This window comes from Mesorhizobium sp. M0074, assembly GCF_040322975.1.
GTDB lineage: Bacteria > Pseudomonadota > Alphaproteobacteria > Rhizobiales > Rhizobiaceae > Mesorhizobium.
The window spans coordinates 163,680-184,525 of the sequence record NZ_JAMYUM010000004.1; the positions used below are offsets into that span (position 1 = coordinate 163,680).

Sequence of the window (20,846 nt, forward strand, 5' to 3'; positions counted from 1 at the left end):
GCGCCATCTCGAGACGTTCGCGAAAACCTCCACGTCGGTCGCGACTCGACCATGGAGCGGAAGTACAGGCGAAGTACTGTTTCGTTCGAGATGGCCTGGTTCAATCTCCAGCATCCTCCTCCTGCCATACTGGCCGGAGCGAGTGCCGGCCGCGAGCGAGTGGCCTTTGAGCGTAGCTCAGAGCGTCTTGCTCATCATCAGGATCGGAACCGGAGCGCCGCCATGGTCATCGACGAATTTCTCGGCGGGTTGGTAGCCGCAGGCTCGATAGAGCGGCTCTCCTGCCATCGTGGCTGCCAGATCGGCACGGCGGAAGCCCTCAGCCTTAGCGGCACGTTCACACAGCGAAAGGATAAGGCGGCCGACGCCTCGCCGGACAAAGTCCGGATGCGTATACATGGCTCTGATACGCGCCGCGTCCGTGGCTGGATCAAGCAGTGCCGCGTTGCGTCCCGGTGACTGATCACCACCATACATGGTCGTGCGCCGGCTCCAGCCACCGCACCCTGCCAGGACGCCGTCGTGCTCCACGACGAAATAGGTGCCATCATCGACAAGCTGCGTGACCGTGAGGCGAAACAAACGCACGATATGGCGAATTTCGTTCCGTCAGAAGACCAAATGTTCGCTGCTGCGACAGCCTTGGGACGCCTGTCGACAGCAGGCCGAAGGTACAGCCAATGACAGTCATTCTGGCAGCCCCGCCATGCGATAGCCCTCCACGATATGCCGTCGCACGTCTTCGGCTGGGAATGGCTGCGAATCCGACCAGTGCCGGATAGTGAAGTGCGGATTGCTTATCATGAACATTTTCGCCTCCCAGCGCGCTTCCTCCAAACGGCCAAGTTGCGCAAGGCTTGCTGCAAGCAGGCGTCGTGAAGTCGTGCGATAGGTTTCGGGCCTGCGCAGCGTTTGGATCGCGGATTCGTAGTCGCCCATGGCATATTGGGCCTGGCCCAACATCCAGTAATACCAACCGGGCGGGTGAGGGTTGAGTCGCAGTGCCCTGCGGACCTGCTCTATGGCTTCGGCAGGTCGCCCCTTTTCCGTCGTCAACTCGGCCCGCATCGCCCAAGCGTCGGCGTGGTTGGGATCCAGCTCGTGGGCAGCATCGAATTCGGCATCCGATTCCACCCAGCGACTCTCATGTCCCAGTATGACGCCCAATACCCATCTGTTCCCGGCGTCGTTCGGGTCGAGTTCGACCGCCAGCTGTGCTTCGGCGAGCGCTCTTGTGCGGTTGGGGTCCATCGGTTCGTCCCAGAACTCCCAGCCCAGCCAGAGGTTGAGTGCCAGCCAACGGTGCGCCTCCGCGTATTCCGGGTCGAGCGCGATTGCCCGGTTCAGCAGCAAAATGGCCTCTTTCGCGGTGAGCGCCGTTTGCAGGCCAAGGGCCCGGGCACGCACACAGAGATCATAGGCCTCCAGGTTGCTCGGTCTGTTGCGCGCCGGCGCGGCGATCAGGCGGCCAACCAGAGCCTCGACAATCTTGCCGGTCACCTCGTCCTGAACGGCGAAGATATCTTCTAGGCTCCGGTCGAATCTTTCGGCCCAAAGGTGGTCACCCGCGATCGCGTCGATCAGTTGGGCGTTGATACGCACCCGTCCAGCGGCCCGCCGTGCACTACCTTCAAGAAGATGGCGAACTCCCAGTTCGCGCGCGATGCGACGCACATCCACGTGCCTGCCTTTGTATGCAAATGCCGAGTTGCTAGCGATGACGAACAACTCGCTTGTCCTCGACAGATCCGTGATCAAGTCTTCGGTGAGGCCATCGACAAATGCCTCCTGCTCCGGATCATTGCTCATGTTCGTAAAGGGGAGGACGGCAATGGAGGGCTTGGCGGGGAGCTGCAGAGGCGCGTTGTCCGCGAGCCCGCCATCGTCCGATGCGGTCGACAACCGGATCCGGTAGACAGACACCGGTTCGGTGACGTTCTTGATCGCTTGCGGACCAAGTTCGTCGAAGCCGCAATCGAGCTTCCGCTTGACTTGGTCGTAGACGCTGCCGGACACACAGACATCTCCTGCCCCGGCCATTGCCTGGAGCCGCACTGCGACAATGACGCCGTCGCCGAACAGATCGCCGTCCTCGACAACGACATCGCCCAGATTGATGCCGATATGCAGGTTGATTCTCCGGTCGGCGGTCACACCCTCGTTTGCGGCCGCCATCCGCTTCTGAAGGTCCACGGCGCATGACACGGCGTTCACCGCGCTTCCGAACTCAACCAGAACGCCATCACCCATCACTTTTACAATACGGCCGTGACGGTCGCGGACGAGTGGTTCGAGGATTTCCTTCCTCCTCCTCCTTAACGCGGCCAACGTTCCTTGCTCGTCCAGGTCCAGAAGTCGACTGTAGCCCACCACGTCGGCAGCCAATATGGCGGCAAGGCGGCGTTGGACGCGTTCTTCGGCCATTTCGCGTTGCTTTCATTGAAAGCAGAAAAGCGAATTTTATGCCGCCCATTTCAAAAGTCTATCAGGCTGACTTCGAGGCTCGATCGTCAAGCAGCTACATAGGGTGATCGCGCCTGTCGATTGTCCCCATTGGGGCCACGACTTGCCCTTGGGGATCGTCTTGGAGAAGGTCAGCAAGGGATCAGTGCCGATTGCCGCGAATGTCGGCTATCGGGCAGTGAAATGGGCTGACGAAGGGCAGCTCAGGGTCAGATCGCGTCATGCGACGCTCGCAACTGATCGCTGCAAGGGTCGGAACTCGGTCGTCTTAGAGTGATTTGGGTTTTGGCGGCTAGAGCGACCCGGCATGAGGTGGTCCGGACTGTGAACGAGGGTGTCGGCAGAGCGCGTCTCATAGGGGGCCACAAGCCAGTGCCCCGCCGCCGACAAACACCGGCGGGCGGGTGCCTCGGGGACACGATGGTAGATTGCCAATGCGTTCGCGGGTGTGGCCTTAAGTCGCAAACTATTGGCTTCAGAAGCAGGGCGTCGGGCTTCATTGACGGTGCTACCAACACCATATGGTCCGTAGCCCTCCCAAACGAGAGAAGCTCGCCCCGACGGGTCGCACTGCGGCCGTCAGCCGGCAATTGCTGTGAACTAGGAAACCATCATGCCTGAAAATATCAGACTAACTTCGAGAGACGTCCCTCTCATTCAGCTAGGCCTCTATCAGTGCCGCTTCCCGGTGAGCGAAGACCCGTCAGTACCCGGCGGCTATCGTTTTTGTGCTGGGCCAACTTCGCCGGATCGCGTCTACTGCGATCACCACCACCACATTGTGACCGCCGTGGACCCTCGTCGAGCCCGTTCGGGTCTCCACCTCGCTCAACGACGCGCCGCGTAAGTCTGGCTGGCGGCGGCCTCCCGGCCAGGCGCTATGCGCTCCAATGGCTACGACCTTTCCGTCGGCTCGGTCTGGCCCATCCTCCCTTATGCCGTCTTCGCCGATGTCTCCCCCTTCGCCCGATTGAGAACGACGACTTCTCGCCGAAGCGATCGCTTCGGAATGCCGTCGTAGCCCGACCCGAAGCTCAGTGAGCTTTTGTAGAGGTCGAGGGTCCAATCCAACGTCTGGACTCCACTGGAGTGCCTGCACTCGAGAGCGATTGGCTCTCCGGCAGCCGATAAGGACCCAAATTTAAGCGCCACTTGCCGCCATTCATCGTTTGGCCAGTGAACTGTCGCTTTCGATGCACAGCGGTCGTTCCTGGCAACGCGCGCCGTTCGCGCGCTGGCGAGCAGCGGCCCTCGCCTTTCTTTGCACAGGGGTGTTCTATGGCTGCCCGAGAGGCTTCGCCTCCCCCGCCTCGCATTCCGACAATCGCACAGGTTTGGCGAGTTTCGCCAGCGCCTCGGGCTTGGCGCAAGCCGGAAAGCCGGCGAGCGGCATTGTTTCAATAAACCGGCTGCGCTCTTTAGTGCTCAAGCCCACTTCATTAATCATGCTCTCGACGGTCAGGTCCGGGTACTGCTTGAGAGTTTCCCTAACCGAAGCATTCGCCTCATCCATTCGACCCAGAGCCGCAAGGGAGCTGCTAAGCACCACCCACTTCCACTTGTCGTAGTTGTTAGGCGTCATGCGCTCCAGCATCTTCAACGCGTCCTCATATCGGCCGGCCATAAAATAGGCAGGGGCGAAGAAGTTGGACGTCCACATCGGGTAGTTCGGGTCGAGCCGCATTACTTGGTCGACCATCTGAGCGCCGCGTTCGGGTTCATTGAAGCGTGCCGCAAAGCCGGTATAGAATGTCAGGATTTCGGACGAACCGGGAGCTAGACGAAGGGCCGTGTCCAGCTCAGCCTTGGCGCGGGCGTTGTCGCCCTTCTGGCTGAGGCTCATACCAAACACGGCGTGTGCCTCAGCGTCACTTGGATCGAGCCGCACCGCGCGTTCGGCCACATCGGCAGCCGCCTTGATCTCGCTCTCGGGATTGATACCGAAGCCAGCCAATATACCATGAGCATGATAAAGTTCTACCCAGGCCCGGGCCAGCCCGGGGTCCAGCTCAACGGCGCGGTTGAGAAGCGCGATGGCCTCCTCCTCATCCGCTATGGTGATCTTTTCAATCTTCTCGGTCCCGAGCAGATAATAATCATAAGCATTCAGGTTTTCAGGTCGTTTACGTTTGGCCGCGGCCCGCCCGGCCGCCTGAATCAACCCTACGCCGCCGCCCAGACGGTTGGTGACTTGCTCTGCGATCTCGGTCTGGACGGCGAAAACGTCCTCAGCAGGCCGGTCCCAACGATCCGACCAAAGATGGTTGCCGGTTTGTGCATCGATCAACTGCGCGGTGACCCGCACCCGCCCATTTTGCCGCTGGATAGAGCCTTCTAGTACGAAGCCGACATGGAGCGCACTTGCTACCTGGCGGGCATCCACCGGCTTGCCTTTGTAAACTTCCGTCGAATTCCGGGCCACGACCTCAAGTTCGGGAAACCGCGCGAGGTCGGTTATGATATCCTCAGTCAAGCCATCGGCCAAACGCCCGGTGGCCTCGTCGCCGCCATAATTATTGAAGGGCAGCACCGCGACCGATGGCTTGGCCCCCAGCGGCGCGGGCTGAAAGAACCACCAGGTCCCTCCACCCGCCAGAGCCAGCACGACGATGGCCGCTGCAGTCGTCCTGGTCCAGCGCGGCATCGCCTTGCGTAAGGTCCAACGCACCCGCTTGCCATCGAGCCTCAGTCGGTACATCCGCACGGGGCGGCTGATGTTCTTGACCTGCTGCTCGCCGGCGAAATCGAGGGGCAAATCAAGCTTGCCCTGCAGATGGTCAAAGGCCGTGCCCGATACGATCACGCCGCCCGGCTCAGCGAGTTGCTGCAACCGCGCGGCGACATTGACGCCGTCGCCATAGACATCGCCGTCAACCAGCGCAACGTCGCCCAGATTGACCCCGATGCGGAACACGATGCGCTCAGGCTCTGGCAGACCTTCATTGCGCGCGGCCGCCGCGCTTTGGATTTCCGCTGCGCAGGCGACTGCGTCGACCACGCTTTCGAAGGCGACAAGCGCGCCATCGCCCATCAACTTGACGACGCGGCCATGGTGCTGGGAGATGGCGGGGTCGAACACCTCGGAACGAACGGTTTTCAATCGCTCAATGGTTCCGGCCTCATCGGCCTCCATCGCCTTCGAGTAGCCAACCATATCGGCCGCCAGGATCGCCAGCAGCTTCCGATTGAGAGGGGGAACCGCCATATGCGCCTCTTTATGGCACAACCCTACACCCATGGAAGCGTCGGAGCCAGAACGCGCCGTTGGCCGCGCGGTGAATGACCGCTCGTCAGCCGTTCCTGACTTTCGACCGGGTGCGGATGAACGTCTTCAACGGGTCAACTTGCGTCGTCAGGGCTCTCGGCGTCAAAGGTCCGAGAGGGTTCGAAGTCGGTCGTTCAGAGTGATTGCGTTTTGACTCCAGAGCGCCGCGCGTCATTGGACGCGCAAAGGACGCTATAACACTTTGAATTTTGCATGATCCTTTCCGAACCGGAGGTCAGCGCAGCAAAACCATGCCGGTTTCCGGGGGTCATGCCCTAAGGCAGCCTGAACCGGTATTCCGTCACGTGATGATAGATCTGGCCCGGCCACAGCGTGGCTTGCGGGAAATACGGCCGGTTCGGCGCATCCGGCCAGATTTGCGGCTCCAGGCAGAAGCCCGAAAAGGCCTTGTACTGGCGTCCGCCCAGTCCAGGCGAGGACGGTGCCAGATACTGGCCGGTATAGAGCTGGACACCTGGCTCGGTGGTCCAGAGCTCCATCTCGACGCCGGAATTCGCGCCTTGCGCCCACGACGCCTGCTTCAGCGGCCCGCGCGTCGAGGCGAGGCAGAAATTCTGGTCGTAAGGGAGCTGCTCGCCCTCGGTCTCCATGCGCAGCGGCCGCGCCTGGCGAAAATCGAAGGGCGTGCCGTCGACCGGCTTTACCGTGCCTGTCGGAATGAGATCCGCGTCGACCGGCAGATAGGCGCCGGCATTCAGCATCAGCCGGTGATCGAGAATGTCGCCGGCGCCGCCGTCATCCAGGTTGAAATAGGAATGCTGGGTGAGGTTGCAGAGCGTCGGCTCCTCGCAGGTGGCGGTCAGTTCGACGCTGAGCGTGCCCGGGATCTTGAGCCGGTAGGTGCAGGTCACGTCGAGCGCCCCGGGAAAGCCCATCGTGCCGTCGGGGTCGTGCAATGTCAGCGTGACAAAATCCCTGCCATGCAGCGAAACCGCCCAGGCCCGGCGCGAAAAACCTTGCGAACCGCCATGCAGCGTGTGCTTTTCGAGGAAATTGCGCTCGGTCTGGTAGCGTTTCCCAGCAAGCGTGAAGCGGCCGTCGCGGATACGGTTGGCATAGCGCCCGACGACGGTGCCGAAGAAGGCGGTGTCCGTCTCATAGTGCTCGAAACGATCATAGCCGAGCACCAGCGGCGCGTCGTGCCCGGCCAGACGCAGATCCTGGATGATCGCACCCAGCCCGATGATGTTGGCGGTCAGGCCGCCGCCCCGGATGGTGAAGCGGCGGACGGCCTCGCCCGCCTGCGTCGTGCCGAAAACCTCGCCGTCCTTCATCGCCATGCTCGCAAGTTCGTTGCTCGATGCCAGCCTGGCCTTTCGAAGCGGCCCAGGATCGTTTTCGGTATTACCGCATCGGGCTTCTAGAGACCAAGTCCGCCGATGCAGACATATTTGGTGTCGAGATAATCCTCGATGCCCTGATGGCCGCCTTCCTTGCCGAGGCCCGATTCCTTGACTCCGCCGAACGGCGCTTCAGGGGTGGTGATGAGCCCTTCATTGACGCCGACCATGCCGTATTTCAGCCCTTCCATGACCCGGAAGGCGCGGCCGAGATCGCCGGTGTAGAAATAGCAGGCCAGGCCGAACTCGGTGTCGTTGGCGAGTGCTACGGCCTCTTCCTCGGTCTCGAACTTGAATACCGGCGCCACCGGGCCGAAGATTTCTTCCTTCATGAAGCGCATCTTCGGCGTCGCATTGGCGATCACCGTCGGCTGGAAGAACGAGCCGCCGAGCGCGTGGCGCTTGCCGCCGGCGACGACCTTGCCGCCCTTGGCGGTAGCGTCGGCAATCAGCTCCTCGACCTTCTCCACCGCCTTTTCGTCGATCAGCGGCCCCTGCTGGACGCCGTCTTCGAGGCCGGAACCGACCTTCAGTCCGTTGCTCGCAGCAGCCAATTTTTCGACGAACCGGTCGTAGATGCCGGCCTGCACCAGGAAGCGGTTGGTGCAGACGCAGGTCTGGCCGGAATTGCGGTACTTGGCGGTGATGGCGCCGGCGACGGCCCGCTCGATGTCGGCGTCGTCGAAGACGATGAACGGCGCATTGCCACCGAGCTCCATCGACACTTTCTTGACGGTCACCGACGACTTCTGGATCAGGATCTTGCCGACCTCGGTCGAGCCGGTGAAGGTGATCTTCTTGACCAGCGGGTTGGCACAGATCTCGTCGCCGATCTCACCGGCAGCGCCGGTCAGGATATTGATTACGCCTTTGGGGAAGCCGACTTCCTCGGCAAGCGCGCCCCAGGCAAGGCCGGAATAAGGCGTCTGCGACGCCGGCTTGACCACGGCGGTACAGCCGGCGGCAAGCGCCGGGCCAAGCTTGCGGGCCAGCATCGAGGATGGGAAATTCCACGGCGTGATGGCGGCGACGACGCCGACCGGTTCCTTGGTCACCAGGATACGGCGGTCAGCCCAGGGCGACGGCACGACGTCGCCATAGGTGCGGCGACCTTCCTCGGCGAACCACAATATGTAGGACGCGGCCGAGCCGATCTCGCCCTTCGATTCGAACAGCGACTTGCCCTGCTCGATGGTTAGTAGTTCGGCCAGCACGTCCTGATTGTCCATCATCGCGTCGTGCAGCTTGCGCAACAGCTTCGAGCGTTCGAGCGCGGTGGTCTTGCGCCATGTCTTGAAGGCAGCGTCGGCGGCCTCGATGGCGCGGCGGGTCTCGGCCTTGCCCGACTTCGGCACGGTGCCGATCTTGAGGCCGGTGGCAGGATTGTTGACGTCGACCGTCTGGCCTGAATCGGCCTGCACCCATTCGCCATTGATGAGATTGGCCTGCCGCATGAAATGGCTGGTTTTCTGAAGCATGATCTCGCCTCCGTTCGGCACCTGGCGGGCCGGTCGCTGATTTCGTGAATGGACGTGCGCGATAGCATCGCTAGAGCCACTGCTCTTAGCCCAGGGCAAGCCCCGCAAGCAATCACAAGATGGCATATAGGGTTTGGGCCAGCCAAAGCGAGAGGCGATGCAGCCGGGTTCTTATCCAAAAACCCGGGCTCTTATCCAAAAACATGGACGACCACTGTCAGCCAAAACGCAGTGGTCACGACCGCACAGGCGGTGGCGATGGTCATCTGGTTCGACGCCAGCGCCTGGCCGGTGTTGAACTGCACCGCGATGAGATAGGAATTGATGCCGGACGGCAACGCCGCAACCATGACCGCCACCTTGGCCGTCAATGGCGGCAGGCCGATCAGCCAGACCAGGCCGAGAACCAGCGCCGGCATTAGGAACAGTTTCAGCGCCGACAGCGCCAGCGCCGGCCTTACATTGCCGGAAATGCCGAAACGGCGCAGGCTGAGCCCCATGGCGAACAGCGCCACCGGGGCGGCCGTGCCGGCCAGCGCGTCGCTCAGCCGCGTCGCAAGCACCGGCAGCGGCGCACCGGTGAAGCGCCACGCCAGCCCGGCCAGTATGCCGATGATCAGCGGATTGATGAATACCCTCCTGAGAAAGCTCCTGACGACGCGGAGCGGATGCACAGGCTCGCTGCCGCCGCGGCCGAACATCTCGAAAAGGATGATCGAGGCCATCATCATCACCGGCAGGTGAATGGAAACGAGCAGTGACAGCACTTCGACCCCGCCGGCCCGAACACGCCGATGATGAAGGGCGCGCCGAGCAGGACGACGTTGGAGTAGGACGACGACACGCCGCCGACGACGCCGGCGCGGGCGTCCCGCCCGAAGATGCGCGTAATGACCAGATGGCCGGCAGCCCAGGTAAGCGCCACCGCCGCGAAATAAGCGCCCCATAGCGACCACGGCGCCACGCCGTGGAAATCGGCCTTTACCATGGTCTGGAACAGCAAAAGCGGCATTGCCACGTTGATGGCGAATTCGGATACGCCCTCGCCGCTCGCCGGCTTCAAATAGCCGGTCAACCCGGCAAGATAGCCGAGCCCGACGAGACTGAAGACGAAGAGGACGGTTTCGGTAAGCGGAGACATTTTTCCCGTGATAGGCGAGCCCCGGCGGCGGCGCAATCGCCCTTCCCTCGCGAATGTACCGGCCAACAATCCGGCCGCTCGGATCTTGCCCGAATTTGCTCATGGTTGGATGCCAGCGCTATACAGGGTTGTCGGGGGACACGCGGCGAATGGGCCTTGTCGGAAATCAGCACTTCTTCAAGCAGGCGTGGCTGACGGCTTTCGTCGGCGCCATGCTTTGCCTCGTGGTGACCTCGGCTCATGCCGCGGAGCCGGCGAGCCTCAAGGGTGTGGCGCTGATCGTCGGCCAGTCGAAATACCAGCACATAGCGGCTCTTCCCAACCCCGCCAACGACGCCCGCGAGATCGCCAAGATGCTGACCGACCTCGGCTTCGACGCGCGCAGTGTAACCGACCGCGACACGGCAAAGCTGAAGCGCGACCTCGAGCGTTTCGCCGAGGATGCAGAGGACGCCGACGTCGCCTTGATCTACTATTCCGGCCACGGCATCGAGGCCGGCGGCGAAAACTATCTGGTGCCGGTCGACGCCGACGTTTCTTCATTGAAGGACGCCGATCAGGCCCTGGTGCCGATCTCCGCCGTCATGGACGAATTGAAGACGACCGTGCCGGTAACGATCATGTTGCTCGATGCCTGCCGCACCAACCCGTTTCCGGCGGATGCGGTGCTGCGCCGGGCGCCGACGGCCTCGGCCTCGCCGATCAGCGCCGGCGGATTGGAGCCGGTGCGCGGTGCCAGGGCACTGGCAAACGCGACCGCGACGGAAAATCTGGGAACGGTGATCGGCTTTGCCGCCGAGCCGGGGCGGCCGGCACTCGACGGCATCGTCGGCGAAAACAGCCCCTACGCAGCGGCACTTCTGCGCCACCTAGCGGCAATGAAGGGCACCGAGTTCGGCTCGGTCATGCGCATGGTGACCGAGGAGGTCTATCTCGACACCAAGGCAAGGCAGCGGCCATGGGTCAATGAAAGCCTGCGCCGGCTGCTCTATTTCGGCGTTGCACCGCAGGAGCCGACCGGCGACGACGACCTGATCACCGGCGAGCGGCGGCAATTGCTGCTGACGATCGCCGAGTTGCCGAACCCCAAGCGGGCACAGGTCGAACTGGCCTCGCTGCAGGACGGCGTGCCGCTCGACGCGCTTTATGGCGTGCTGAAGGCGCTCGGCACCGAAAAGATGCCGGAGGACCCCACCGACCTGCAAAAGCTGCTCGATGCGCAGGCCGAGCGCCTGAAGAAGATGATCTCCGAGCGCAACGCGCTGCGCACCGACGACCCCGAGATCAGCCGCCTCGTCGCCTCGGCCGACAAAGCGATCGGCCAGGGCGCCATCGTCACCGCGCGCAACTTCCTCGACCAGGCGGTGGGCCGGGTCGAGCAGGCCAGCGGCGTGGTCGATCGGGCAGAGGATCTGGTCAGGCAGAAGCGTCTTGCCGACGCGGCGATCTATGCCAGGCGCGCCGACGCTTCGGCGCTGGTCTTCGACTATCTGTCGGCCGCCAACGACTACGGCGAGGCCTTCTCGCTGGTCGAGAGATGGGACGACAGGCTGCGCTGGAACTACAAGAACCAGGAGGCGGAAGCGCTCAACGCGCATGGCAACGCCACCGGCGACAGGCAAGCGCTGCAGCACGCTATCGACGCCTACCGCGTCATCCTGAACTTCATCCCCAATGGCGAGCAGAACCGCGACTGGGCGATCACCCGCAACAACATGGCGGTGGTGCTGCAGACGATCGGCGAGCGCGAGCGCGAAACCGACCGGCTGGAAGAGGCAGCGAAAATCTTTCGCGATTCGCTTGCCGTGTTCGAGCGCGAGAAGGACGACATCAACTGGGCCGCGGCCCAGAACAACCTGGCCAATGTGCTGTTGAAGATCGGCGAACGCGAGAGCGACCCGAAACGCCTGAATGAGGCGGTGGTGGCGATGCGCGCCACGCTGGAGAAGCGGCCCCGCGACAAAGTCCCGCTGGACTGGGCCGCCTCGCAAAGCAACCTTGGCCTTGCGCTTTACGCGCTTTCGGAGCGCGAACCGGACGGCGAGCGCCTGACCGAGGCCGAGGCCGCCTACCGGCTGGCGCTTGAAGAATACACGCGCGAAAAGGCGCCCGTTCAGTGGGCGATGGTCCAGAACAATCTCGGCAACACGCTGGTGTCTCTCGGCACGCAACGCAACGACAAGGCAAAAATCGACGAGGCAGCCGCGGCATTCCGCGCCGCGCTCGAAATCCGCACACGCGACACCTTCCCGCTCTCCTGGGCGAGCAGCCGTCTCAATCTGGGTAACGCGCTGAGCAGTGCTGCCCGTTTCGATCTCGGCACCGGCCTGCTCGAAGAGGCGGCTGCCGCCTATGGCGACGCGCTGACCATATTCACACGCCAACGTTTTCCGACGGATTGGGCTTCGGCGGAGAACAATCTCGGCTCGATCTACCAGACGCTCGGCCAGCGCACGCGCGATCCTGCCAGGCTTGAGCAATCGGCGGCCGCATACCGGGCGGCACGGCGCGTCTACACCAAGAAGGAGTTTCCGCTCGACTGGGCGATGACCCACTACAATCTCGGCAACACGCTGCAACTGCTCGGCGGCGTGACCGACAAGCCGGTGCATTACGAGGAGGCGATCGAGGCCTATCGCGATGCACTTCGCGAATACAAGCGCGAGACGACGCCGCGGCAATGGGCACTGGCGCAGGCCGGTCTAGGCTCGGCGCTGCAATGGCTGAGCATGAGCGAGGCCGATCCCCGCAAACTGGCCGCTTCGATCGCCGCGCGCCGGGCAGCGCTGGAGGTGCTGACCTTCGAGACCTCGCCCGTCGACTGGGCGAACGCGCAGAACGGCATCGGCATGAGCCTGATCAATCTAGGCAATCTCGAACGCACCGGCAAATATCTGGACGAAGCCGAAGCCGCCTTCGAGGCAACGCTCAAGGTCTTCACCCGCGAAAGCCAGCCGATGCAATGGGCCTTCGAGCAGAACAATCTCGGCGACGTCCACTGGAACCGCGGCAGCTATGGCGGTGGCAATGCCGAATACCAAAAGGCGATCGAATTCTTCGAGAACGCCAAGCAGGGCTTTACCGATGCTGGCTATACACTCCCCATCCCGCTGACCGACCGCAAGATCGATCTGGTGAAGAAGCAGATAGCGAAGAAATAGGCGTCTCGGCCGCAGGTTGCACTCGGCTTGTCTTTCAGCCGGCTTTGCCGTCCCTATATGCCGGTCACCGGGGACCTGCCTGCCGGTCACCCGAAAAGGATGTCTGATGCTTCGATTTGTGCTGGCGCTGCTGTTGCTTGCCGTTTCCGCCACAGCCCATGCGACGGAAGCCGGCTGGGCGCTGCTGCGCGACGGCGGGCATGTCGTGCTGCTTCGCCATGCCATGGTCACAGGCACCACCGATGCGGCCAATTTCGACCTCGGCAAATGCACCACCCAGGTCAATCTCTCGGAGCGCGGCAAGCAACAGGCGCGCAAGATCGGCGCGCTGTTTGGCGCCCGCGCGGCACCGGTCGAGCGCGTGCTGTCCAGCCGTTATTGCCGCTGCCTCGAGACCGCCCGCATCGCTTTCGAAAGCGAGCCGGAGCCGTTCGCACCGCTTGACCTGCTGAAGACCGACGAAAAGGAGAAGGCCGCTCAGATCGCTGCGATCCTGGCAGAGATCCGCGGCTATTCCGGCTCCGACAATCTGGTCATGGTCACGCATCTCGAAGACATCAAGGAATTGACCGGCATCTCGCCGCGCGAAGGCGAAGCCGTGGTCGTCGAGCCGCAAGGCGACGGACTGCGCGTGCTCGGCCGCGTTACCTTCTGACCGGGCCGGTCGCTCCTCGCGTCGAGCGAGATAGGTGTTGCCGAAATGCCACTGCCACGAGAAGCCGTGGTTGGATTCCGATCTCATCTTGCTCTGCCTGGGCAGCAATCCCATCTGCGCCCGGCTTATCAGGCCTTTTCCTGCCCGGAAAAACCGATTAGACAGCCCAAAACACATGCGGACAGATTCCGCCCGCAATCGAAGGAAAAGCCCTTGTCCACCACGTTCGACAAAGTCGCCAAGATCATCGCCGACACCAGCGAGATCGACATCGAGACGATCACGCCCGAAAGCCACACCATCGACGATCTCGGCATAGACAGCCTCGACTTCCTCGACATCGTCTTTGCCATCGACAAGGAATTCGGCATCAAGGTGCCGTTGGAAAAGTGGACGCAGGAGGTCAACGACGGCAAGGCCTCGACCGACGACTATTTCGTCATGAAGAACCTGTGCGCCAAGATCGACGCGCTCGTCGCCGCCAAGAACGCCATCTAAGCACAGCGCTTGCCGCGCCCTCACCCACAACAGCCGCCCATGAACCCCCGCGACGTCGTCATATCAGGCATCGGCCTTGTCTCGTCGTTGGGCGAGGGTCCGGATGCGCATTGGCAAAAGCTCGTCCAGCCGCGCCTTGAACCGGTTCTGGAGGCCTCGCGCTTCTCGCCCTATACGGTCCACCCGCTGCCGGAGATCGACTGGAACCTGCAGATCGCCAAGCGTGGCGACCAGCGGCAGATGGAGACCTGGCAGAGGCTCGGCACCTATGCGGCCGGCCTTGCGCTCGACGATGCCGGCATCAAGGGCAATGACGAACTCTGCGCGACCATGGACATGGTGGTGGCCGCCGGCGGCGGCGAGCGCGACGAGGCGGTCGACGCGGCCATTCTCGCGGCATCGGAAAGCCGCAATGACCGCGACGTGCTGCTCAACGAGAAGCTGACCACGGAATTGCGCCCGACGCTGTTTCTGGCACAGCTCTCCAACCTGCTCGCCGGCAACATCTCGATCGTCCACAAGGTGACGGGATCGTCGCGCACCTTCATGGGCGAGGAAGGTGCCGGCGTTGCCGCTGTCGAGACGGCGGCCGCGCGCATCCGCTCCGGCCAGTCGACGCATATACTGGTCGGCGGCGCTTTCCAGACCGAACACTCCGACATGCTGCTCGGCTATGAACTGGCCGGCTACCTGCATCGCGGTCCGTGGACGCCGGTCTGGCAAAGGCAAGGTGCCGAGGGCGGCGGCGTGGTGACCGGATCCGGCGGCGCGTTTCTCGTCCTGGAGCAGCGCGAGCATGCGGAAAGCCGTGGCCGGAAGATCTATGCGGAACTCGGCCCGATCCTGTCCGGCCGCGCCAGGCGCCGGCGGGGCGAACTCGATGGCGAGATCGCCGCGCTGCTGAAGCAGGCCGCATTGCCGAATGGCGAACTGCTGGCGATCTCCGGCGCTTCGGGCGCCCATGCCGCGACCGCCGCCGAGAAATCGGCGCTCGACGCCAATCCGGCGATCGCCGCACGCGGCTTTTCGACGCTGACCGGTCACATGAAGGAAGCGCAGTTCCCCTTTGCCGTCGCGCTGGCGGCCCTGGCTGTCGACCGCAAGGCCGCCTACCCTGTCTTCGACGCCACAGTCGAAAAACCGTTTGCCGGTGTCCCGAAGACCATCCTTGCAACGGCGATCGGCTATCACCAATTCGAGGGCATGGCGCTGATCAAAGCCGCCTAGAGCATCGGACCGAAACGTGTGGCGCGGTTTTCGGGCGATCCGACGCTCCAAGAGAAACAGGTTTTTGGACAACAAATGGCCAATCTGAACGACCACATGGGCAGGCCCATCGTCGCCGTCACCGGCATCGGCGTGGTGACGTCGCTCGGTGTCGGCAAAGCCGACAATTGGGCGGCACTTACGTCAGGCAAATCCGGCATCCATCCGATCACCCGCTTCCCGGTCGATCATCTCAACACCCGCATCTCCGGCATGGTCGATTTCCTGCCGTCGAGCTCCAAGGGCGCCAGTCTCCTCACCTATGAGCTTGCCGAAACCGCCGCCCAGGAAGCGATGTCGGAGGCAGGCCTCGATGCCGGCGATTTCGGCGGACCGCTGTTCCTCGCTTCGCCGCCGGTCGAGCTCGACTGGAGCGAGCGCTTTTCGCTCTACAATTCCGACAAGCCCAATAATTCAGACAGGCACGATTCCGGCGCCGAAAGGCTGCTGCGGGTAGCGCGCGGCCTCAGGGAACTCGACATTTTCGAGACCACCCAGTTCGGCTCGATTGCCGACCGGCTTGCCGACCGTTTCGGAACGCGCGGCCTGCCGATCACGCTGTCGACAGCCTGCGCTTCGGGCGCCACGGCGATCCAGCTCGGCGTCGAGGCGATCCGCCGCGGCGAATGCGACAGGGCGCTGTCGATCGGCGCCGACGGCTCGGCGACCGCCGAGGCGCTGATCCGCTTCTCGCTTCTATCGGCGCTCTCGACCCATAACGACATCCCCGAAAAGGCCTCAAAACCCTTCTCCAAGGATCGCGACGGCTTCGTGCTCGCCGAAGGCTCGGGCGCCCTTGTGCTGGAATCGCTGGAGGCAGCTCTTGCCCGCGGTGCCACCGTTCTCGGCATATTGCGCGGCTGCGGCGAAAAGGCCGACGACTTCCATCGCACCCGCTCCAAGCCGGACGGTTCACCGGCGATCGCGGCGGTGCGCGCCGCCCTTGCCGATGCCGGCTTGAGTGAGAACGGGATCGATTATGTCAACGCCCATGGCACCTCGACGCCCGAAAACGACAAGATGGAGCATTTGTCGCTGTCGACGGTGTTCGGCGAGCGGATCTCGTCAATGCCGGTCTCGTCGAACAAGTCGATGATCGGCCACACCCTATCGGCTGCCGGTGCCGTCGAGGCCGCATTTTCGCTGATGACGATGCGCGAAAGCGTCATTCCGCCGACCATCAACTACGACAATCCCGACCCGGCAATCGTGCTCGACGTGGTGCCGAACACCAAGCGCAACGCCGAGGTCGGCACGGTCCTGTCGAACTCCTTCGGCTTCGGCGGCCAGAACACCTGCCTTGTCATGGCGCGGGAACCGGTCTAAGCGACCTTTTTCAGCCAGACCGAACCGACAGGCACCATGCGCGCATTGCAACTTATCGAGGACCGCCGCCTTGAAACGATGGACCTGCCGCCGCCGCCGCCGCCTTTGCTCGGCGAGGTGACGCTGCGCATCAAGGCCGTGGCGCTGAACCATATCGATGTCTGGGGCTGGCGCGGCATGGCCTTCGCCAAGCGCAAGCTGCCGCTGGTTGTCGGCGCCGAGGCCTCGGGCGAGGTCGAGGCGGTCGGCCCAGGCGTTTCCAGCCTTGTGACCGGGCAATTGGTGTCGATCTATGGCGCCCGCACCTGCGGTCTTTGCCGCGCCTGCCGCGAAGGCCGCGACAATCTCTGCGAGCATGTTTCGGGCGTGCACGGCTTCCATCTCGACGGCTTTGCGCAGGAAAAGATCAACCTGCCGGCGCGCCTTCTGGTCCCAGCTCCGCCCGGCGTGAGCGAAATCGGCGCGGCGGTGGCGCCTGTCACCTTCGGCACGGTCGAGCACATGCTGTTCGACAATGCCCGGCTGCAGCCCGGCGAGACGATACTGGTCCATGCCGGCGGCTCCGGCATCGGCTCCGCCGCGATTCAGCTGGCCAAGAAGATGGGCTGCACGGTCATCACCACCGTCGGCTCGAACGACAAGATCGACAAGGCCAAGGCGCTCGGCGCCGACCACGTCATCAATTACCGCGACGACCGCTTCGAAGGCGTCGTGCGCAAGCTGACCAAGAAGAAGGGCGTCGACGTGGTGTTCGAGCATGTCGGCGCCGACACATTTGCCGCCTCGATGCTGTGCCTCAAACGCGGCGGTCGGCTGGTCACCTGCGGCTCGACCTCCGGCGTGTCGACGCAGATCAATTTGATGCAGTTGTTCCAGCAGCAGCTGAAGCTGCTAGGCTCGTTCGGCTGCCGCATGGAAAACATGGCTGACGCCATGCAGAAGATGGCGGCGGGCCTGGTCGCGCCGGTGATCGACACCGAGGTTGGCTTCGACGGAATCGATGCGGCGCTGAAGCGCATGGAAGGCCGCGACGTCTTCGGCAAGATCATCCTGCGCGTCGGCTGAAATGATCGGCAACGCCTTCAGGAAGATCCGCAGGGACGTGGGATTCCGCTATGGCAGGCGGCTTCGCCAGTTCAACTACTGGCTGGTCGCGCGCGTCGCGATGATCATCATCGCCGCGCTGCGCCTGCTGCCGCCCGACAGGGCGCTCAATTTCGCCGACCGCGCTGCCCGCCGCATCGGCCCTTGGGTAGCGCGCCATCAGGTTGCTGTCGACAATCTGCGCAAGGCCTATCCGGAAAAGAGCGATGCCGAGATCGAGGCGATCGCTTCCGACATGTGGGGCAACATGGCCCGCCTGGCCACCGAATACATCTTTCTCGATGCTTTGTTCGACTACGATCCCACTGCGACGAAGCCGGGCCGTGTCGAGGTCAAGGGCGTGGAGCATTTCGTGCGCATTGCCGGCGAGGACAAGCCGCATATCGTCTTCACCGGGCATCTCGGCAATTTCGAGCTGCTGCCAGTGGCGGCGGCGACCTTCGGCATGAACATCACGGCGCTCTTTCGCCCGCCCAACAACCCTTACCTCGCCGACTACATCCTCTCGACCCGCCGCTCGAGCATGGGATCGCTGCTGCCGTCTTCGACCGGTGCCTCGTTCGCGCTTGCGGCCATCCTGGAGAAAGGCGGCAATATCGGCGTGCTGGTCGACCAGAAATTCACGGGCGGGCTCGAGACGACATTCTTCGGCCGCCCCTGCGAGAGCAACCGGGTTCTCGGCACCCTGGCGCGGCACTACGATTGCGATGTCTACCCGGCGCGCTGCGTGCGCCTGCCGAACAACCGTTTCCGGCTCGAGATCGAGGACAAGCTCACCTTGCCGCGCACCGCCGGCGGCAGTGTCGACGTCCGCGCCACCACCCAGCTTCTCAACGAGGTGGTCGAGCGCTGGGTGCGAGAAGACCCCGGCCAGTGGATGTGGTTCCACAAGCGCTGGGAGATCAGCGGCCGCAAAAAGCGTCGGCCGGCGACAGTGCGCGACAAAGCCGCCTGAGCGGAACGATCTTTTTGGGCACAGGCCCTATTTTGTTCTTGCTTTGTGCCGGCAGCTATGCTATTAACTTCGGTATGGTGCTATTTGGCCCCGACGAACCCGCCGCTCCGGCGGGTTTTTTATTGCGGGCCGAGGAGCAGGCCCTAATTCGTCACGAGAATCCGCGTATTGCCGAAGCCGGCTTTGCGCACCATCGAATAGAACGCGGCGGCGTTGCTGGGGTGGAGGCGCACACAGCCATGCGATGCCGGGCGCCCCAATTGCCGGATCGCGCCGGTGCCGTGGATAGCATAGCCGCCGCGGAAGAACACCGAATAGGGCATCGGCGACATGTCGTATTTGCGCGAATACCACATCCGGGCCGTCCGCTGTGGGCGATAGCTGCCGCGCGGCGTGATGTAGCCTTTGCGGGCGGTGGAAACGCTCCACCGGTAATACGAAAGCCCGTATCTTACCGTCATCGTCTGTGAGGAAATATCGATGTTCGCGACCAGGCTGGCCGCCCGGCTCTCGAACGACGAACCGAACAGCATCGCCATCAATGCCGCTGCCATGAGAACAGTGTTTTTCATGCAATCAAACCCCTTTGATGCCCCTTGCCTGCCTGCCCTCGCGCTGTTCTCCAGCGTTTTGATGGCAAGCCAGCGAGCTAACACCCACTCCCTGACGATTTCACCAATCCAAAGCAGCGAATTTGAACGATTTCCCGCAATAGTTGCTGTAACGACACGCAATCGCCTCGCAATTCGCCATCGGGCTTGCAAAACCCCCTCATCCGCTGCTCAATTCGCCGAATGAACGAACCGAACGAACGGCTCCTCAAGGCTATCGATGACCGAGCCGATGATCTGGTTGCACTGACTGCGGATCTGATCCGCTTTCCGACCATCAATCCGCCCGGCGAAGCCTATCGGCCATGTGCCGAATATATCGGCGCGCGGCTGAAGAAGCGCGGTTTTGAGATCGAATTCATCCGTGCTGAAGGCACGCCTGGCGACACTGACCATTATCCGCGCGTCAACGTCGTCGCCCGTTTCGATGGCCGGGCGCCGGGTGCTTGCGTGCACTTCAATTCGCATATCGACGTCGTCGAGCCCGGCGACGGCTGGAGCCTCGATCCGTTCGCCGGCATCGTCAGGGATGGCAAGGTCTATGGCCGCGGCGCATGCGACATGAAAGGCGGGCTTGCCGCCTCGATCATCGCCGCTGAAGCCTTCATGGAGGTCTTTCCCGATTTTCCCGGCGCCATCGAGATTTCAGGCACGGTCGACGAGGAGTCCGGCGGCTTTGGCGGCGTCGCGCATCTGGCGAAGCTCGGCTATTTCTCCAGGCCGAAGGTCGACCACGTCATCATTCCCGAGCCGCTCAACAAGGATCGCATCTGCCTTGGCCATCGCGGCGTCTGGTGGGCGGAGATCGAGACCAAGGGCGAGATCGCGCACGGCTCGATGCCGTTCCTCGGCGACAATGCTGTGCGCCATATGGGCGCCGTGCTGCGGGCCTTCGAGGATGAATTGTTTCCGGCGCTCGACCGCAAGATGACGCGCATGCCGGTCGTGCCCGAAGGCGCAAAGCGCTCAACCATGAACATCAACTCGATCCATGGCGGCCAGACGGAGGATTTCCGGCCCGGCCTGCCCTCGCCCAACGTGCCCGATTCCTGCCGGCTGACCATCGACCGCCGCTTTCTGCTCGAAGAGGATCTCGCTACGGTCAAGAGCGAGGTGACCGATATCCTGGAACGGCTGAAGCGCGAGCGCAAAAAGTTCGATTACGAGATCCGCGATCTGATGGAGGTGCTGCCGCTGATGACCGAGCGCGACGCACCGGTGGTGAAGGCGGTCGCGCAAGGCATCATGGAGATATTCGACCGCGAACCGGATTACGTGATTTCGCCCGGCACCTACGACCAGAAGCACATCGCCCGTATCGGCCACATCTATGACTGCATCGCCTATGGCCCGGGCATCCTCGATCTAGCCCACCGGCCCGATGAATGGGTCGGCATTGCCGACATGCTGGACTCGGCGAAGGTGATGGCCATCGGCCTCGGCGTTCTGCTGAGGGGCGCCGGCCCGCTATGATCCGGCCATGGGCGGAAAAACATTCCTCCCGGCGTCGGCGGACGGTACGAAACGCAATTTACTCGGCGGCGAATTCACGCTTCTATCCG

At 62.9% G+C, this 20,846-nt stretch carries 14 protein-coding genes and 1 pseudogene; 8 read left to right on the forward strand and 7 right to left on the reverse strand.

The window, feature by feature from the left end:
- Positions 1 to 177 precede the first annotated feature (177 nt).
- The 6 genes and pseudogenes from NKJ73_RS07695 to NKJ73_RS07725 form a co-directional block, all read right to left on the reverse strand.
- Positions 178 to 588, reverse strand: coding sequence for a GNAT family N-acetyltransferase (locus tag NKJ73_RS07695; RefSeq protein WP_352568917.1), 411 nt, complete (start codon positions 586 to 588; stop codon positions 178 to 180).
- A 99-nt stretch (positions 589 to 687) separates the two neighbouring features.
- Positions 688 to 2,424: an adenylate/guanylate cyclase domain-containing protein gene (locus tag NKJ73_RS07700; protein ID WP_352568918.1), complete on the reverse strand. Its 1,737-nt coding sequence runs from the start codon at positions 2,422 to 2,424 to the stop codon at positions 688 to 690.
- A gap of 1,315 nt (positions 2,425 to 3,739) precedes the next feature.
- Positions 3,740 to 5,668: an adenylate/guanylate cyclase domain-containing protein gene (locus NKJ73_RS07710; RefSeq protein WP_352568919.1), complete on the reverse strand. Its 1,929-nt coding sequence runs from the start codon at positions 5,666 to 5,668 to the stop codon at positions 3,740 to 3,742.
- A gap of 335 nt (positions 5,669 to 6,003) precedes the next feature.
- On the reverse strand, positions 6,004 to 7,029 hold the full coding sequence (locus NKJ73_RS07715; protein WP_254818213.1) for an aldose epimerase family protein: 1,026 nt from the start codon (positions 7,027 to 7,029) through the stop codon (positions 6,004 to 6,006).
- Between the two features lie 80 nt (positions 7,030 to 7,109).
- Positions 7,110 to 8,567 (reverse strand): NAD-dependent succinate-semialdehyde dehydrogenase, encoded by a 1,458-nt coding sequence (locus tag NKJ73_RS07720; RefSeq protein WP_352454576.1) that lies wholly within the window; start codon positions 8,565 to 8,567, stop codon positions 7,110 to 7,112.
- Between the two features lie 191 nt (positions 8,568 to 8,758).
- A pseudogene (locus NKJ73_RS07725) lies at positions 8,759 to 9,708 on the reverse strand (AEC family transporter).
- Between the two features lie 149 nt (positions 9,709 to 9,857).
- Here NKJ73_RS07725 and NKJ73_RS07730 point away from each other — a divergent pair.
- The 7 genes from NKJ73_RS07730 (at position 9,858) to NKJ73_RS07760 (ending at position 18,673) form a co-directional block, all read left to right on the forward strand.
- A complete protein-coding gene (locus tag NKJ73_RS07730; RefSeq protein ID WP_352568921.1) occupies positions 9,858 to 12,869 on the forward strand; it encodes a caspase family protein in 3,012 nt (1,003 codons plus the stop codon).
- A 106-nt stretch (positions 12,870 to 12,975) separates the two neighbouring features.
- The gene (locus tag NKJ73_RS07735) at positions 12,976 to 13,524 is read left to right on the forward strand and encodes a histidine phosphatase family protein (RefSeq protein ID WP_023676461.1); all 549 of its coding nucleotides are present in this window, start codon (positions 12,976 to 12,978) and stop codon (positions 13,522 to 13,524) included.
- A 213-nt stretch (positions 13,525 to 13,737) separates the two neighbouring features.
- Complete coding sequence (locus NKJ73_RS07740) at positions 13,738 to 14,022, forward strand: acyl carrier protein (RefSeq protein WP_023676462.1); 285 nt, start codon at positions 13,738 to 13,740, stop codon at positions 14,020 to 14,022.
- A gap of 39 nt (positions 14,023 to 14,061) precedes the next feature.
- Positions 14,062 to 15,249, forward strand: coding sequence for a beta-ketoacyl-ACP synthase (locus NKJ73_RS07745; RefSeq protein WP_352568922.1), 1,188 nt, complete (start codon positions 14,062 to 14,064; stop codon positions 15,247 to 15,249).
- 75 nt (positions 15,250 to 15,324) lie between these two features.
- Entirely contained in the window at positions 15,325 to 16,614 is a 1,290-nt protein-coding gene (locus NKJ73_RS07750) for a beta-ketoacyl-ACP synthase (RefSeq protein ID WP_352568923.1), read from the forward strand.
- A gap of 36 nt (positions 16,615 to 16,650) precedes the next feature.
- Entirely contained in the window at positions 16,651 to 17,679 is a 1,029-nt protein-coding gene (locus NKJ73_RS07755) for a zinc-binding dehydrogenase (RefSeq protein ID WP_352568924.1), read from the forward strand.
- Position 17,680: 1 nt separating this feature from the next.
- Positions 17,681 to 18,673 (forward strand): lipid A biosynthesis lauroyl acyltransferase, encoded by a 993-nt coding sequence (locus NKJ73_RS07760; RefSeq protein ID WP_352568925.1) that lies wholly within the window; start codon positions 17,681 to 17,683, stop codon positions 18,671 to 18,673.
- A 143-nt stretch (positions 18,674 to 18,816) separates the two neighbouring features.
- Here the strand turns inward: NKJ73_RS07760 and NKJ73_RS07765 are convergent, their stop codons facing one another.
- On the reverse strand, positions 18,817 to 19,245 hold the full coding sequence (locus NKJ73_RS07765) for a L,D-transpeptidase (protein ID WP_023676467.1): 429 nt from the start codon (positions 19,243 to 19,245) through the stop codon (positions 18,817 to 18,819).
- Positions 19,246 to 19,467: 222 nt separating this feature from the next.
- Here NKJ73_RS07765 and NKJ73_RS07770 point away from each other — a divergent pair, with 222 nt between their 5' ends.
- Positions 19,468 to 20,757, forward strand: coding sequence for an acetylornithine deacetylase/succinyl-diaminopimelate desuccinylase family protein (locus NKJ73_RS07770; RefSeq protein WP_352568926.1), 1,290 nt, complete (start codon positions 19,468 to 19,470; stop codon positions 20,755 to 20,757).
- The last annotated feature ends 89 nt before the right edge of the window (positions 20,758 to 20,846 follow it).